Source organism: Nitrospira sp., from assembly GCA_016873435.1.
GTDB lineage: Bacteria > Nitrospirota > Nitrospiria > Nitrospirales > Nitrospiraceae > VGXF01.
In genome coordinates this window covers 19,711-36,166 of record VGXF01000011.1, presented here as the reverse complement: position 1 = coordinate 36,166, position 16,456 = coordinate 19,711, and the positions used below count along the sequence as shown (strand labels likewise).

The following is a 16,456-nucleotide window of genomic DNA, read 5'->3' as shown; positions in this document are numbered from 1 at the left end:
GTCGCTTTGAAAACGCCGGCGCCCTGTGTTAGAGTCTGCCGCGCTTCTCAAGTGCTGCATGGATGGTCCCATCGTCTAGCCCGGCCCAGGACGGAGCCCTCTCAAGGCTTAAACACGGGTTCGAATCCCGTTGGGACCACCACCCCCAGCTTGCTGTAGTGCGTCGTGCTAGTGCTTGGCATGACGGGCGAAGCCCCTCCAGTTATTTGGGGTCATCCAATCCTCATGCGTGCGTACCGCGGGGTCACGTTCCTCCCCATGTGCCTCCTCGTGATTGACGCGTCTCCGCTAGTTTGTGTATAACGGGCACATCGTTTGACACATCACTTGCACATCGGTGGGCAATGAAGCCACGTGAGTTTCATGACGGCGCCGAGGATGGCCTCGAAGCCCTCGAACCGCTCAACCCAGACAACATCAAAACCTTTGCCGATCTGCTGGGCGCGATGCGCAAGACCGCGTTTGGCGGCCGCCGCGTGGGCGAGGCCTACGAGGTGCTCAGCGCGATGATCGAGGATCCGGACTGCACCGTTGTCATGACGCTGTCTGGCGCGATGACCATCGCCAAGATGGGCCGGATCATCGCCACGATGATCGACCGCGGCATGGTGCACGTGATCGTCTCCACCGGCGCGCTCATCGCCCACGGGCTCAGCGAATCGGTGGGGAAAACGCATTACCGCTACGATCCGGACGTCAGCGACGAAGAGCTGTTTGAGAAAGGCTACAACCGCGTCTACGACACGCTCGAGATGGAAGCAAATCTCAACTATGTCGAGCACGTCGTTGGGCAGACACTCAAGCGCATCGACACGACCCAGCCCATGTCCTCGGAACTGCTCACGCGCGAAGTCGGCAAGACGCTGGTGGATGAGTTCGAGGGCATTGGGATTCTCAAGAGCGCGTATCAGAAGAAAGTGCCTGTCTACATCCCGGCTTTCACCGACTCTGAGATGGGGCTCGATGTGGCGACCTGGGCCATGCAACAGAATCTCGATCGGGCTCGTAGCGAGAGTAAGACGGGCGGTGACCTCGGCGTGCTACGCGCGCTGCATACCCACCGGCCGCAGTTCAATCCGTTCCTCGACCTCAACAGCTACACGGAGAAACTGCTTTCTGCAAAGCGGCTTGGGATTTTCACGATCGGCGGCGGCGTGCCGCGCAACTGGGCGCAGCAGGTGGCCCCCTACGTGGAGATCGGCAATCTGCGACTTGGCCTGGACGTCAAGCCACCGCGCTTCCAGTACTGCGTACGCATCTGCCCCGAGCCAGACTATTGGGGCGGGCTGAGCGGCTGCACGTATAAAGAAGGCATCTCCTGGGGCAAATTCATTCCTGCAGAGGAAGGCGGCCGCTTTGCGGAAGTGCTGAGCGACGCCACGGTGGTCTGGCCGCTGCTGTTGATGGGCCTGCTGGAAAAATTCGGCACGAAGCGTAAACCCTCCTAAGTTTTTTTTGCCCACCTACGCACCCATGGAATCCAAGATCCAGACCTCGTCGTCATCGCCTCCGTCCCGCCTGGTCCCGACCGCAATCAGCGTGGTCATCGTGCTGGGGCTGGCGGCCGCGGCATGGCTGTCGCTGCGTGGACACGAGACGTCCATCATGGATTTGAATCCGGAGGCCGCCCAGCGGGAGCCGTTGCCGGACCGTCTCTGGCAGGCCGACAACCGGCTCCGTGGCGATGTCACCGCGCCCGTGACGCTGATCGAATATTCGGATTTTACGTGTGGCTATTGCGGGAAGTTTTTCAGGGAAACCTGGCCGATCCTATCGAAGAAATACGTGGAGACAGGGAAGCTCCGCTTTCTCTATCGCGACTACCCGCGTGATCCCGAGGGGGCGGGCATGGCCGGCGCCATCGCCGCGCGCTGTGCGGGCGCCCAGGGCCAATACTGGCCGATGCATGACCGGCTCTTTGCCCAGGGCATGGATACGGCGCCGCTGTCGGAGCATGCTAAGGCGCTCGGTCTCGACCGCGCGAAGTTCGACGCGTGCCTGCGCGACGCAACCTTTCGGCAGGCGATCCTGCGCGAGAAAGAAGACGGCATGACACTCGGCTTCGTCGGCACGCCTGGGTTCATCCTGCTGCGAACGGCACAGGGGGGGAAGGAAAAACCCATTGGCCTGCCCGGCGCATTTCCCGCCGCCGTGTTTGAAGAGGAAATTGAGAAACTCCTGCAACCGTCTGGTGCCGCAGCGAAGGGTTGAATTCCACTGCCGAGAAAGCCTATTCTTGGCCGTACACGTCTTGCTAGCAAAAGGAATTATCATGTCGAAGCCACAAACGTTCTGGCCGGTTGACTGCGAAGCGGGCGAGCCCGATCTGTTTGTCTGCATGTCCTGTCTCGGCGAAGTCTACAAGCGCAAGGTGCCGATGCCGGACTGCCCTACGTGCCACGGCGTCTCGACCTACGAGGCCTTCACGCTGGAGGCGATCCGCGACTGGGGCACCGAGCAGTTGATCGAGCAAGCCCAGCGCGCCTCCGCCGAGGCTGACCAGCCGGTCGCGTCCGCGCTGGCCGCTCGCGTCCAACTGTCCACCGAATAATCACTCTCCGCAGAGGCCGATTCCCGTGGGATCTGCACGCCCCTTTCTAATCGGCGCCCAGTGGCGCAGCACGGCAACTACTGCCACCATCCGCAATCCGTATCATGGACAGGCGATCGCCGACATCTGCCTGGCCGGCAAGACTGAGGCGGACGACGCCATTGCCGCGGCCGCGGCCGCCGCGCCGGTGATGCGCGCGCTGCCGGCGCACGTGCGTGCGGCCGCGTTGCTGAAAATTGCCCAGTTGCTGACCGCTCGTCAGGAGGAGATTGCGCGCACGATGACAGCAGAATCCGGCAAGCCGATCACCGACGCGCGACGCGAAGTGGGCCGCGCGGGGCAGACCTTTACGATCGCTGCGGAGGAGGCCAAGCGGCTGTCGGGCGATGTGATCCCAATGGATCTGACGCCCGGGATGGAGCGGCATGTAGGCATCAGCCGCCGTGTGCCCATCGGCCCGGTGCTCGGCATCACGCCGTTTAATTTTCCGCTCAATCTCGTCGCGCACAAAATTGCGCCCTGTTTCGCCGCTGGCAATCCGATGGTGCTCAAGCCGGCTCCGCAGACGCCGCTCACGGCGCTGCTGCTGGCCGAGATCGTTCTGGAAACGGACTTGCCGCCGGGCGTATTGAGCGTCGTGCCCTGCGAGAATGCGGTGGCCGAGCAGATGGTGGCGGATGAGCGGTTCAAGGTTGTCAGTTTCACCGGCAGCGCAGCGGTCGGCTGGATGCTCAAGGCGAAGAGTGGTAAGAAGCGCGTGCTGCTTGAGCTGGGCGGCAACGCCGGCGTGATCGTGGAGCCGGATGCGGACGTCGAACTCGCGGCGGCCCGGTGCGCCGTCGGTGGCTACGCCTATTCGGGCCAGACCTGCATTTCCGTCCAGCGCATCTTCGCGCACGAATCGGTCTATGACCGATTCGTCGACTCGTTGGTGGCAAAGGTCCAGGCGCTGCCATCCGGCGATCCGGCGCAGGAGGCAACGGTGATTGGACCGTTGATCGACGAGGCGGCTGCCAAGCGCGTGGAGCAGTGGATTCAGGAAGCGGTGGCGCAGGGGGCGCGCTTGCTCACGGGCGGGCGGCGGGCCGGCAGCGTTGTCGAGGCGACGGTGCTCGTAGACGTGACGCCAGCGATGAAGGTGTCCTGCCGGGAAGTGTTCGGGCCGGTGGTCACCGTGTCGCGCTACAAGACGTTTGCGTCCGCGCTGGCCTCCCTCAACGACTCGGACTACGGACTCCAGGCCGGCGTGTTCACGCACAATGTCGATCGGATCTTCCGTGCCTACTGCGACCTGGAGGTCGGCGCGGTGCTGGCGAACGAAATTCCGACCTTCCGCGCCGACCACATGCCCTATGGCGGCGTGAAGAACTCCGGGCTGGGGCGCGAGGGCGTTCGCTACGCGATCGAGGAAATGACGGAGCTGAAAATGCTGGTACTGAATCTGCGGGATGTCTGACCGACAGCCTGGCCAAAACTCCGAGCATATTGCAGAAAAGTCCATAACTTGATACAACTGCGACCCTGACGTGATAGTGATGAGTGACTGGCCGATTCGTGCTAAGCGTGAGCCGCGGCGTGCTTCGGCTCAGTCTGTATCACTGATCACCCGGCACCAAAGTTAGAGGAGGAGAGATGGTTCCTACGCATATGTTCCTGACCAGAGGGGTGGGCGTCCACCGGGAAAAGTTGGCGTCATTCGAGGAAGCGTTGCGCAGCGCGGGTGTGGCCTACTGCAACCTCGTCAGCGTGTCCTCCATTTATCCGCCCAATTGCAAAATCATTCCGCGCAGCCGAGGCGAAAAATTGCTCAACCCCGGCGAAATCACGCATTGCGTGATGGCGCGCTCGGAAACCAACGAACGCAACCGGCTCATCTCCGCCTCCATCGGTCTGGCCATTCCGACCGACCGACGCACCTACGGCTATCTGTCGGAGCATCACGCCTACGGTGAGACGGACGAGGAGTCGGGCGAGTACACGGAAGACCTGGCCGCACAGATGCTGGCGACCACGCTAGGCATCGAGTTCGATCCCGACATCGCCTGGAAGGAACGCGAGCAGGTGTTCAAGATGGGCGGCAAGATCGTGCGCTCGGTGAACATTACCCAGTCCGCGATCGGCAAGGCCAACCGGTGGACGACCGTCGTCGCGCTGGCTGTGTTCATTCCGCTGGAGAATCTTCCGCAGACCGCGCGCAAGAGGTAACTGCATGTCGGTGCCGGCTGGCTGGCTTGGCCAGGATCGGAACTTTCTCGGCATCGGCGACCCCTGGTGCGATCCCGCGCAGGCCGGGGTCTACGTGCTGCCGGCGCCCTACGAACACACGTCCAGCTACATTCTCGGATCGGACAAAGGCCCCTCCGCGATCATCGAAGCCTCCCAGCAGGTCGAGCTCTATGATGAAATCCTCGACACGGAGATCTATCAGAAGTGGGGTGGCGTTGCGACAAAGGCGCCGCTCGATCTCGCGGGCAAGGTGGACAAGGCGGCGGTGGACGCCATTGAGGCCTACGTTGCGCCACACGTAAAGCCGGGCCGACTGCTCGTCACGCTCACGGGCGAGCACACCGGCGCGCTCGGCGCAATCCGTGCGCACGCGAAACAGTGGCCGGATCTCTGTGTCGTGCAAATCGACGCGCACGGCGATCTGCGCAAGGCCTACCAGGACAATCCCTACAGCCACGCGAGCGTGATGGCCCGTGTCGTGCAGGATGGCTTGCCGCTTGTGCAGGTCGGCATCCGCTCCATTTCGCCAGAGGAAATGCAGACCATCCGCCACACCAAAACCATCAGCACGTTTTTCGCCTGGCAGATTTGTGATCCGGGCGGGCCGTACAAGGGGCAGGCGGCGAGATGGGTGCCAGCGGTCGTCAAGGCTTGCCAGGGGCGGCCAGTCTATCTCACCTTCGACTGCGACGGGCTCGACGCCTCGCTGATTCCCGCGCTGGGCACGCCGGAGCCAGGCGGCCTCGGGTGGTACGAGACGCTGGCGCTAGTAACAGCATTGGCCGAGGGGCCTGGCATCGTCGGTATGGATGTCAGCGAGATCGCGCCGATCGACGGCTTCGCCGCGCCGCAGTTCGCCATCGCGCGGCTGATCTATCGCATCCTCGGCCGCATTCGTGCCGGCCAGCAGCGGACGCGGGGCGCCAAGCGCGCGCGGTGACGCGTGACGGGTGACCGCAAACCGATATTCGTCAGGAAGAAACACCCGTCATCCTCCGGCGTGGCCGTTCCTACCACGTCGCAATCTTCTGCTTCGCCCCGCGCCGACGAAGCCAGCTGCCGGATCAACAAGTTCTTCACGCAACAGGGCATCGCCTCGCGGCGCGAGGCCGACCAGTGGATCGAATCGGGGCGCGTCACGATCAACGGCCGTGTGGCCAAACTCGGCGACCGCGTCCAGCCCGGGGACACTGTTCTCCGAGACGGCACGGTCATCCCGTGGGGCAACAAACCGGTCTACATCAAATTCCACAAGCCCCTTGGCGTGACTACCACCTGCGAGCGAGACGTGCCGGATAACATCATCGCCTACATTGGGCACGTGCAGCGGATTTTCCCCATCGGGCGGCTCGACAAAGATTCCTCCGGGCTCATTCTACTCACGAACGACGGCCAGATCGTCAATCAAATCCTCCGGGCCGAGCACGGGCATGAGAAGGAATACCTCGTGCAGGTCGACCGGCCGTTCGATCAGACATTGCTCGCGCGCATGGCCGCGGGCGTGGTGATCCTGGATAAAAAGACCAAACCCTGTACGATCACCCGGCGTGGGCCGCGGGAGTTCCGCATCATTCTTACGGAGGGGCGCAACCGGCAGATCCGCCGCATGTGCGAGGCGCTGGGCTATCGCGTCACAGCACTGCATCGCATCCGTGTCATGAACATCACGATCGAGGGGTTGGCCGTTGGGCAATGGAAAAATCTCAGCGAGCGCGAGTGGCAGGAGCTATCCCTGACATTGAAGAAGACGGCCGTCCGGAAGGACGACGCATGAGGCGACTCGTTCGTTGCACGACCACGGCGCTGCTCGCCCTGGCGCTGGTATCCGGTTGCCGGACGGTGGAAGGCCTGACGACGAAGCCGGAGGTGCAATCGGTGACCGTCGTCGTCACCGGAGTCGATCTGCGCGGGATGACCCTGCGCCTCGATGTCGCCCTGAAGAATCCTGGCGAGGGCGAGCTCACGATCGACGGCTATGAGTACGCCGTGCAGCTCGAAGGCCAGCCGTTTGTCTCAGGCCAATCCCACGAGCGGGTCGAGCTGCGCCCGCGGGGCACCGCGCGCGTGGTGGTCCCTGTCGAACTGGTCTGGGCCGATCTGCAGAACACGCTGGCGCGGCTCACGGGCCGCGGCGCCGCCGCCTACACGCTGGCGCTTTCGCTGCTCATCGAGACACCCGTCGGGACGTTCCGGGTGCCTCTCAAAAAAGACGGCTGCCTGCCGCTGCTTCCAACGGGCAAGCCGTCCTGCCGGAGTTCTCAGTAACCCCGCCCGCGCACAGCGACATAATTGAAGTGGGTCAGCCGCGGCGGAGCGCCGGATCGGCGTAGGTTTCTTGACGTCGGGACGGGTGGACCTTGGCAGGGCCGTTGTCGCCGTCCAAGGTGGGGATGTCGGCCGGGCGTGGCTCTGGCGACGGTGCGGCCGCGCGGCCGCTGAACAAATTCACTATCGCGACGAACAAGCTGCCGAAGACCAGCAGGCTGCTGGTTGCGCGCAGCTCCGCGGTGCCGTCGTTGCGCATATCCTTGGCAACATCGGCGATGGTGTCGACCAGCCGGTCGAGCGCCAGACTGATCTGGACCAACTTGGGACCCGCGTTGTCGGCGGCGTGCAGTTCCGCCTGCCGCCGGAGCGCCGCCGCTTCCTTCGGTGTGCCCACCACCCAGGCCTGCGTCATCAAACTGATGGTTTTGCTGGCGGCCTGGAAATAAGCGTCGAGGCTGTCCTTGACCGCACGGAGATCGTCGGCCTCGCTGCGGCCGCTGCGGGAGACCCGCAGGCTCGCGGCGGCATAGCGGTCCACGGCATGCTGGATGGCGGCGCGCTGCTCGGCCAGAGGCGCTATGATTCGCTCGAAGTCCTGCCGTGTCTGGGCTTCGAGGGAGCGGATGATAGTGACGCGGTAGCGAATGACGTCCGCAGAGATATGGGCCACCTCGGTGGCGCCCAGCGTGTACTCGGTGTACATCAGCGTGATGTCCTGATTGACCTGGCTGAGGGCGCGGCCGCTCAGCAGGCCCAGGCTCGCGATCAGGATGCTGACCGCGAGCTGTTTCCAGGATGGACGGGGGAACCCTTTCATGCGTGTGGCTTCCACGACCCTCTTCCCATTATGTTCGCGTTGACTATACCAGATTGCGGCGCGGAGAAGAAGCGATTGGCGCAATGGAGGCCCATGGGTCACTCCATGACGATCCGCCGGTCCACGTGGGCCGAAAGCGTCGGATCGTTGGAGACGAAGATCACCGACCAGGGCTCTTCCTTGCTGCAGAGACGGCGCAAAATGGTTTCACGAAGCACGGGAAGCATGTTGTGCAGGGTGCCGTCGAGGATCAGCAACTGAGGCCGCGTCACGATCGCGCGCGCGACGAGCAGGCGCAGCATCTGGCTGCTCGTGAATTCCTTGCCCCCTCCGTGGGTCGGCGTGCGCAGCGCCAGCGGAAGGGCTTCCACTTCGTCCTCCATGTCGACGAATCGCAGCGCCCATTTGATGTCGTCGTAGGACACCGGGCGGCCCATGGCGATGTTATCCTCCAGCGTGCCGTCCAACAGGGTGAGCTGCGAATCCAGAATCAGGCCGCGGCAGTTGTTCAGGGCGTGGATGTCCAAGTCGCGCAAGTCCACGCCGTTGTACTGGATGAATCCACTGGTCGGCGTGTGCAAGCCGGCCAGCACGCAGGCCAGCGTGGTTTTCCCGACGCTGTTGGCGGCGATGACGGCCACCTTTTCTCCCGGCGCCACCTCCAGGGTGAAGTCCCGGAAGACCGGCGGCGAATTCGGGTAGGCGAAGCCCACGCCCTTGCACGTCAGCCGGATGCCGTGGATCCCGACGTCCGGCAGGCTGAGATGCGCCTGTTCGAAATGCGTGTCCCGCGGGGTGGAGAAGAGGGCTCCCAGTTTGTGGAGCGCAGTGAACGCGTAGAACACGGAATACATCCGCCGGGCGACCGTTTCGGAATTGTTGACCATGCCCGTGATGATGACTTCCGAGGCGACGAATTGTCCGAGCGTGATCTGGCCGGAGGACAGCAGGTAGCCGCCGAGGGCGATCATGCCGCTGTGGACGACGGCCTGCCAGATGACGGCCGACTTGAACTGCGTGTAGGTGAGGATGTTGGTCCGCATCTTGCGGGCGTGTAGGTAGGGGACGAGCAGCTCGTTCGCGCGCTGCGCGAGGAACGTCGGGCTCGCGGAACTTCTGAGGTGGAGAATGTTCCGGGCCAGGTCCTGGAACCAGTGGAGCACCTCGTATTTGTGATCGGACATGGCCAGCGTGACGCGCAGCCCCCCGCGCGTCATGATCGTCAGCACGCCGGTGAATCCGGCGATGACGATCATGCTGTACAGGAGAAAGAAGGGGTGATAGGTGGTCAACAACGCCACGCCGACGAATCCGCCCACCACCATGTTCATGAAGTCGATCAGAAAGGCGTACAACGCCCGGTCGAAATATTCGGCTTCCAGCAGGTAGTTCACGGATTTCGAGATGCGGTTGGTGTCGCGGAGGTACGGCAGTTCCTTCGCCAGCGCCAGCATCGTGCGGCTGAACAGGCGCTGCCCGTGGTTCTCCAACGCGTCGGTCTGCCGGACACGGAACATGCCGATGAACAGGAGGGTCACGACCATGACCGTTGCCAGCGTCAAGGCCATGAGAGGCTGGACGGCATAGGCGAAGGTGTTGACCAGTTCCTGGACCGTCAGGGGCACGATCAGGTTGAAGATGCCGATGGCCAGGGCGTAGGTGAAGAGCAGGACCAGAAATTTCCGCTCGATCCCGTAATAAAACCACACGCGGGACAGCGTCGACTGAAACAGCCCGCGGGCGGTAAGCGGCGTGTGCGCGTCCGATGATTCCATCGAATTCTCCACCTAGGTGAGCAACGCCCGGCCGCCGTTTCCGCGTGAAACGGCGCCGACGGGCCCGTAGCCTAGCAAACCGACCAAGAAAATTCCATGCGCGACCGTTAGGGCTGCGACATCGGCCGATACGTGACCGGCATGGTAGCCGAGGCATTCACCGGGCTCCAGGCGCCGATGGCCCACTGATACAGGGCCAGGGCCTTCTGGTAATCGGCCAGTGCGCGGAGATACTGGTTTTCAGAATCCACCGCCAGCCGCTCACGCAAATTCACGAACAGCACGCTGGTGGCGCCGAGGCCGAACCGGAACCGCTCGCCCTCCTCCAGCGTTTTTGCCAGTTGCAACGACTGCTGCGCGGCATCAATGCGCTGCTTGGCGCGTTCCACGGCGGAGAGCGCGTTGTCTACGTCCACGAGTACTTGTTGTTCGCGAAACAACTGGGTCAGCACCAGCCGGTCGGCCTTGCCCTGCGCCTCGAGCACCTCGCCGCGGGCCTTGCGTTGCAGGAACGGAATCCGCAGGACCGCTTCTCCCGAGTAGCCCAATCCGAGCACGTATTGCTGGGGCTGCCGGACCGGCTGTGCCGTCAGATCCAGGCTGGGCAGCAGATTGTTCTTCGCCAATTCAAGATCGATGTTGTTGATCTTGGCTTCGACGCCCACGGCCAGCACTTCCGGCCGGCGCGCCCGTGCGGCCAGCCTGTCGGCCTTGACGGCTTCAGGCATCGGGAGCGGGACCGGTTTCTGGAAGTCCGGCACGCGCCTGCCCGCCGGCGCCATCGGCGCGCCGTTCTCCCAGAGGAAGAGCGACAATTTATATTGTTCCTGTTCAACGCCGCGCGTCGCGGCGATGAGGATTTCCCGCCGGCGCTGCACTTCCTGGTTCGCCTCGACGGCGTCCAGCGGGGCGGAAAGACCCGTCTTGGCGCGTTCCTCGATCTGCTTGAAGCGGTCCTCGGCCACCTTGAGGGCCCGTTGCTGCACGTCCACCAATTTCCACGCGGCCACCCAGTCCCAGTATTGTCCGGCCGCGGCCAGGAACAGATCCTGGCGGGTCTGCGCGATTTCGATTTCGGCGCGTGGATCGGCCAATCCGGAACGCTGCAGCTCGGCGTTTTCGGGGTTCACCATGAATCCGCGCAGCAGGGGCATGCTGGCGCCCATCAACAGCTGGCCGCCGTTGCCGAGACTCAAGTCGGGAACCGTGATCGCCGTGGTGCCGAACCCCTGACGGAAACCGGCGAGGCCCTTGAAGCCGGAGGGGTGCAGCATTTCGAGAAACGTATCGTTGAACCCGGCCGTCTGCGTGTTTCTGATGCCGGCCTGGGCCTGCGCGGACGGCGTGAACCGTTCGACCTCCAGCGCGTTGCCGAGGACCGGTTCGAACGCACCGAGGGCTTTGAGCAGCTTGCCGCGGGCGGCGATTTTTTCCGTGCCGGCCCCCTTCAACAGCGGATGGGACCGGTCCACCCAGGCCAGTACTTCGTTGAGGCTGAGCGGAATCGGCGGCAGCGGCCTGGCCGTTTTGGGCTCGTCGGGCGCCGCGCCGGCCGGCACGGGCGCCTGGCCGACCAGCAGACCGAGCAGCACAAAAACGATGAGGACGAGACGTGTCATGGCAGGCTCCATTCTAGACGTCAGACAACTGCGATGATGACGAGCATCCGACGGCGGTGCGCCATCGGCGGATTCGGCAACGGTGTGGCGATGGCGTGTGCGTGGCTATTTCGCGCCCCGTCCCGCCTTGGGCAGCAGGGTGTCCATGAGAGACGGAGGTCCTTCCTGATAGTCCGGCGGGAACAGGTTGAACCGGCGCCACAGCTCGTACCAGAGCGGCACGCGGTTTAGGAGCACCCAGCCCATAACCTTGGTGCCCTGCCGGACGTGGGATTGGTCCGGCCAGGGGCGGTCGTCCGGGTCCGGCACGACCCAGAACCGGAAATTACCCTTGCCGTCGTCCACCTGATCCACCACCTTGATGATGCCGCCGAACGTGCCAGCCATCAGTTCGGGCCAGGCGGGGAGCGGAATGGCCGGAATGCCGTAAAAGAGCAGGCGGACTTTTCGGCCGGGGTTGAGCAGCGGGGCGTCGAGGCCTTCCGCCGTCATTTCCACCGCCTTGTCCGAGCTGATCGGAGAGATCTTGACCAGCTTGTCGCCCTGCCGGATCGTTTCGCCCGGACCGACCTCCGCCATCTTCACCACGGTGCCGTCGGTCGGCGCTGTGATGCGGCTATAGAGGCGACGCTGGGTCGCATTGGACAGGTTCAGGCTCACCCGCGCCAGTTCGTCGGCCGCGTGGCTGGCGTCGGCGAGGGCGCCGGCGCGCTGCCCCTCCGCGTTCAGCAGTTGCTGCAGCACCTCCGCACTGATCTGGTCGCGGCCGAAGCTCAATGCCTTCATGTGCTGCTGCGCTTCCTTGAGTTGCGCTTCGGCGGCCTTGAGTTCCGCCTTGCTGGCGATCGCCGCCTGAATCGTGACTTCCAGTTCACGTTGGGACACCAGCCCCCGCGTGACCAGTTGTCGGTGCCGGTCCACGTTCAATTCGGCCGTGTCGTAGGCGATCTTGGCGGCGACGATACGCTGCTCGGCGGCGCGGACCTTGTTCTCCGCCTCCACGACACGCGCTTCGGCGGAGGGGACGGCCGCTTTGACGAGGTTTTCCATTTCGGTGATGCGTTTTTCGAGTTGCGCCGCGCGGTCGATCGCCGCCTTGCGTTTGGTTTCCAGCGCGACCTTCTGCTGCTCCATGAGCGCCAGCAGTTCCGGCGCCATGAAATTCGGATCGATGTCGGCCAACTCGAGAATCAGCTCGCCCTGCTTGACGCGCACGCCTTCGAGGACGTGCCATTTCTTGATGCGGCCGGTGATCTGGGCCTCGATGTCCTGCGGACGCTCGTAGGGCGAGTAGGCGGAGAGTTGTCCTCTGGCCGTGACGGTCTGGGTCCAAGGCGCGAACGCGAGGGCGAGGAAAAAGATGCTGAGAATGCGGATGGCCTTGCGGGACCAGGATCGCAGATACTCGGGAATCTGCGCCATCTCCCAAGCCTGCAATTTCCGCGATGTCGCCAGATCGTCAATGGTCAGCAGCGGCTCCAAGCCGGTTGACTCGACCGCGCTGCTGCCTTTGAGGGTTTCGGCAAATCGTTCGATGAAGAACGGCATGGTAGTTCCTGTGCCCCTGTCTCCACGCAACCCTATTTCTTTTTATCATACGGGAATATCCCAAGTCCGTCAAATTGCGGGCAAATTCTGGTTGCGCACAAAGCTTGACGGCAAACTTGACCTCGAAGGGCGACAACGATAAGGTGGGGCTCCCGAGACGGCGAACACGATGGGCTCTGGTTCATGGGGGACGGCAGGCGCAGACAGGAAAGAGCACGGCACCGTCGGGCATGGATCGTAAATCACTAACCATTTTGGGATCTCGTTAGGGGGAGGCAATGGCGGTACGGCGGACGGGCAAGACGGCGAATAAGCCGGTCGTTGGCATCGTTGGCGGCAGTAAGACGGATTTCCCCGTCCTCGAAAAAGCCGTGGCGGTCCTCAACCAACTGGGCATCCCCAACGAACTGCGCGTCGTCTCCGCCCATCGCACGCCGGACCGGCTCTTCACATATGCGGAACAAGCGGAAGGGCGCGGTCTCGCCGTGATCATCGCCGGTGCCGGCGGCGCGGCGCATCTGCCGGGCATGCTGGCGGCCAAGACGCATCTGCCCGTGATCGGCGTGCCGGTGCCGACTGAAAATCTCCGTGGCCTGGATTCGTTGCTTTCCATTGTTCAGATGCCCAAGGGCATTCCTGTCGCCACCGTGGCCATCGGAGGTGCGGAAAACGCCGGTCTCTTGGCGGCGCAGATTCTCGCCGGCCGCAACCGCACCATTCGCGAGCGGCTAATCAAGTTCCGCGCCGCACAGACGAAAGCTGCCCTCGAATCGTCTCCTGAATATAAGGGGTAGCGGGATAAAGGGGGAAAGACCCGGCGATGAGTTCCCCTACGCCTGACGCTGCACGGTTCACGCATCACGCGATACACCCCGGTGCCATGCTTGGCATCCTCGGCGGCGGCCAGCTTGGGGCTTTCTTCACGGCGGCGGCCAAAACGCTTGGCTATCGTGTAGCTGTCTGGGACCCGGACGCCGATGCCCCCGCATTGAAGCTGGGCGACCTGCCGCTCGCCGCGCCGCTGACCGATCAAACCGCACTCGACACATTTTCAGCTGCGATCAGTGCCGCGACCTATGAATGGGAAAACATTCCCATCGCCACGGTGCAGGCGCTGGAGCAGAGGATGCCCGTTCATCCATCCGCCCGTATTCTGCAGGTCATCCAAAATCGTCTCCAGCAGAAAACCTTTCTGGCCGGCAAGAAGATTCCCGTTGCCCCGTTTCAGGCCGTGACGTCGCTGGATGAATTGACCGTGCCAGATGCTATCGGTTTCCCCGCGCTCTGCAAGACCGCCACGCTGGGCTATGACGGTAAGGGCCAGTGGCGACTGTCCTCTCAGGATGATGTCCGCCGTGTCCAGCAGGAGCTGAAGGGGCAACCACAGCCGCGGTGGATCATCGAACAGTTTCTGCCGTTCGAAAAAGAACTCTCGGTGCTGGTGGTGCGGGGAGCAGATGGGGATCGACGGCTCTATCCGGTCGTCGAAAACGTCCACGAAGACGGCATTCTAAAAACGACCCGCGTGCCAGCAGGCATTGACGACAAAACTGCAACGAGGGCCGCGGCCCTGGCAGGGTCAGTCGTTGACGCACTCAATGGAATTGGCGTCTTCTGTGTGGAGCTGTTCCTGATGAAAGATGGCCGGCTGTTCGTCAATGAGGTGGCCCCGCGCCCACATAACTCTGGGCACTATACGCTCGATGCCTGCACCGTCTCACAGTTTGAGCAGCAAGTGCGAGCGGTCTGTGGTCTGCCGCTGGGCGAGACGAAACTGACGCATCAGACTGTGATGGTGAATTTGATCGGCGAGAATTTTACAAAAGCCACGACCGACGCAAAGATTAAAACATTTCTCCGAGATGCTGGCGCCAAGCTGCACATCTACGGGAAAAAATCCGTCCGTCCCAGTCGAAAAATGGGGCACGTGACGTTCTTGGGGATGACCGCTGATGCTGCACGGACATCGGCGGACACCCTTACGCAGATGCTTGGTTGAAAAGGCCGCACGACGGATACGGACAAATCGCTTCAAGCGGGCAGGAGCAAGAGGCCATCTTGCCCCGCGCGCTTTTCAGTCCCAGCGCTGCCAGCCCCGCTGCCGCGCGGGCGCGAAGAACCGCACGGAGGGATCCTTGAACAATCCGATCAATACCATGCCCGCGACGAAGCCGCCCACGTGCGCGAACCACGCCACGCCTCCGCCACCCTGTCCCAGGCTCATCCCGCCGCTCAGCAGTTGCAGCACGAACCAGAAGCCGAGCACGATCCCGGCCGGCACATACATCGTGCGCGTGAAGATGCCCAGGGGAATGAGCACCAGCACCTGCGCCCGCGGAAACAGTAACAGATAGGCGCCGAGCACGCCAGAGATGGCGCCGCTCGCGCCAACCATCGGCACGCCCGACGCAGGATCGGTCAGCGCGTGGCTCATAGCCGCGATCACGCCGCAGGAGATGTAGAAAATGACAAATTTCACGTGTCCCATCACGTCTTCAATGTTGTTTCCGAAGATCCAAAGATAGAGCATGTTGCCGATCAGGTGCATCCAGCCACCGTGCAGGAACATGCTCGTGAAAAGTGCAAGAGAAGCGGGAAATCCAACATCGATATCCGGCATCGTTTTCTCGTGCCCAAAGATCGCGGCAGGAATTGCGCCATAGTGCAAGACAAAGTCTTCGCCGATTTTATCAGGCAAGGCAGCTTGGTAGAGAAAGACCAGGGAGCACATGACGATCAGCGCGATCGTGACGATCGGGTTGATCTCGGTCGAGTTGTCGTCGTAGAGCGGAATCATAAATCAAGCATGAAGCAGGAAGTTTGAAGTGAACAGTTGTGTGTCGTACTAGTGTTTTCTTTTCCCTCCCGTCTTTTTACGTCGCACGGCAGCCTTCCCGCGTCGCACGCGTTGTCGAGACAGCGGAGCTAGCGGTGCATGAGCGTGCGCGCCGAGCGGTATGGAGAAACCCGCTGCGTGCGTATGCCCACCGCCGTCGTATTGCTTGGCAATGGCCTCGACATCTGGTCCGTCCCCGCGCGAGCGCAGGCTGAAGTAGCGGCGGCCGTCACGATCGTGCCAGATGATGACGAAGGGATGCTGGCCTGACAGCCGCTCGCCAATCTGGCTGCTGAGAATCGCGCTCTGCACGGCGGGCACGGTCTTCCCCTGAAACTTCACCATCACCAGTCCCTTGACCAGCTTGCTGATCATCTCGTGCTCGTAACGCAAAATGGCGCGACCTTCCGCGATCAGTGTCTCCTCCGTAAAGCTGTCCCAGAGTCGGAAGTCATAGGGATGAGCGGCGAGCGCGGCATTGACCTCGCGGCTGCCCGGCAGCGCCCAGGTCCAGAGGTCCTTGTCTTGGACGTAGAGTAGGAGTTGGGGCGCCGGTTGCTGATGCGCCCATTCCCAGGCCAGCACCGCGCCTGATTTTTTTTGATCGAAATGGGCATAAGGCAGGCCAGCCAGAGCTTTTTCCGCCGTGATGTGATGGTCCAGTACCAGCAAGCTCGCGGCGTCCTTGGCCACACTCTCGAGAATAGGACGGGGGTAGCTGAAATCCACGATGACGATCTGTTTCCCGGCCAGTCCGTCCGGGGGCGGCAGGCCATGCTTCACGGGTATGAAGGTGGCCGTGGGAAATTTTTTCCA

Annotated in this window: 15 protein-coding genes, 1 tRNA gene and 1 pseudogene; 11 read left to right on the top strand and 6 right to left on the bottom strand. The window is 62.7% G+C overall.

Annotation, left to right across the window (positions count from 1 at the left end):
- Nucleotides 1–64: 64 nt before the first annotated feature.
- From FJ248_07280 to FJ248_07240, 9 genes are all read left to right on the top strand, one after another.
- A tRNA-Glu gene (locus FJ248_07280) sits at nt 65–142 on the top strand.
- Between the two features lie 202 nt (nt 143–344).
- Complete coding sequence (locus tag FJ248_07275) at nt 345–1,448, top strand: deoxyhypusine synthase (protein MBM4120682.1); 1,104 nt, start codon at nt 345–347, stop codon at nt 1,446–1,448.
- Nucleotides 1,449–1,473: 25 nt separating this feature from the next.
- Nucleotides 1,474–2,211: a hypothetical protein gene (locus tag FJ248_07270; protein ID MBM4120681.1), complete on the top strand. Its 738-nt coding sequence runs from the start codon at nt 1,474–1,476 to the stop codon at nt 2,209–2,211.
- A gap of 61 nt (nt 2,212–2,272) precedes the next feature.
- On the top strand, nt 2,273–2,551 hold the full coding sequence (locus FJ248_07265) for a hypothetical protein (protein ID MBM4120680.1): 279 nt from the start codon (nt 2,273–2,275) through the stop codon (nt 2,549–2,551).
- Nucleotides 2,552–2,576: 25 nt separating this feature from the next.
- A complete protein-coding gene (locus tag FJ248_07260; protein MBM4120679.1) occupies nt 2,577–4,007 on the top strand; it encodes an aldehyde dehydrogenase family protein in 1,431 nt (476 codons plus the stop codon).
- A gap of 176 nt (nt 4,008–4,183) precedes the next feature.
- Nucleotides 4,184–4,756, top strand: a complete 573-nt coding sequence (locus tag FJ248_07255) for an arginine decarboxylase, pyruvoyl-dependent (protein ID MBM4120678.1) — start codon at nt 4,184–4,186, stop codon at nt 4,754–4,756.
- Nucleotides 4,757–4,760: 4 nt separating this feature from the next.
- Nucleotides 4,761–5,717 (top strand): agmatinase, encoded by a 957-nt coding sequence (speB, locus tag FJ248_07250; protein MBM4120677.1) that lies wholly within the window; start codon nt 4,761–4,763, stop codon nt 5,715–5,717.
- A 123-nt stretch (nt 5,718–5,840) separates the two neighbouring features.
- On the top strand, nt 5,841–6,551 hold the full coding sequence (locus FJ248_07245) for a pseudouridine synthase (protein MBM4120676.1): 711 nt from the start codon (nt 5,841–5,843) through the stop codon (nt 6,549–6,551).
- Nucleotides 6,470–7,042, top strand: coding sequence for an LEA type 2 family protein (locus tag FJ248_07240; protein ID MBM4120675.1), 573 nt, complete (start codon nt 6,470–6,472; stop codon nt 7,040–7,042). The genes FJ248_07245 and FJ248_07240 overlap by 82 nt, the downstream gene beginning before the upstream one ends.
- 34 nt (nt 7,043–7,076) lie before the next feature.
- On the opposite strand, the gene FJ248_07235 is transcribed toward FJ248_07240, so the two are convergent.
- From FJ248_07235 to FJ248_07220, 4 genes are all read right to left on the bottom strand, one after another.
- Nucleotides 7,077–7,877: a hypothetical protein gene (locus FJ248_07235; GenBank protein ID MBM4120674.1), complete on the bottom strand. Its 801-nt coding sequence runs from the start codon at nt 7,875–7,877 to the stop codon at nt 7,077–7,079.
- 83 nt (nt 7,878–7,960) lie between these two features.
- Nucleotides 7,961–9,637 carry an ATP-binding cassette domain-containing protein gene (locus tag FJ248_07230; protein MBM4120673.1) on the bottom strand — a complete coding sequence of 559 codons (1,677 nt, stop codon included), beginning with the start codon at nt 9,635–9,637 and terminating at the stop codon, nt 7,961–7,963.
- Nucleotides 9,638–9,744: 107 nt separating this feature from the next.
- Nucleotides 9,745–11,256, bottom strand: coding sequence for a TolC family protein (locus tag FJ248_07225; GenBank protein ID MBM4120672.1), 1,512 nt, complete (start codon nt 11,254–11,256; stop codon nt 9,745–9,747).
- A gap of 105 nt (nt 11,257–11,361) precedes the next feature.
- Nucleotides 11,362–12,804, bottom strand: a complete 1,443-nt coding sequence (locus FJ248_07220; GenBank protein MBM4120671.1) for an HlyD family efflux transporter periplasmic adaptor subunit — start codon at nt 12,802–12,804, stop codon at nt 11,362–11,364.
- A 278-nt stretch (nt 12,805–13,082) separates the two neighbouring features.
- Between FJ248_07220 and purE the strand changes: the two genes are divergently transcribed.
- Entirely contained in the window at nt 13,083–13,598 is a 516-nt protein-coding gene (gene purE / locus FJ248_07215) for a 5-(carboxyamino)imidazole ribonucleotide mutase (protein ID MBM4120670.1), read from the top strand.
- Nucleotides 13,599–13,624: 26 nt separating this feature from the next.
- The gene (locus FJ248_07210; GenBank protein MBM4120669.1) at nt 13,625–14,803 is read left to right on the top strand and encodes a 5-(carboxyamino)imidazole ribonucleotide synthase; all 1,179 of its coding nucleotides are present in this window, start codon (nt 13,625–13,627) and stop codon (nt 14,801–14,803) included.
- Between the two features lie 75 nt (nt 14,804–14,878).
- On the opposite strand, the gene FJ248_07205 is transcribed toward FJ248_07210, so the two are convergent.
- Both FJ248_07205 and FJ248_07200 read right to left on the bottom strand, forming a co-directional pair.
- A complete protein-coding gene (locus FJ248_07205; GenBank protein ID MBM4120668.1) occupies nt 14,879–15,601 on the bottom strand; it encodes a rhomboid family intramembrane serine protease in 723 nt (240 codons plus the stop codon).
- A gap of 150 nt (nt 15,602–15,751) precedes the next feature.
- Nucleotides 15,752–16,429: pseudogene (locus FJ248_07200) on the bottom strand (phosphoesterase).
- Between the last annotated feature and the right edge of the window lie 27 nt (nt 16,430–16,456).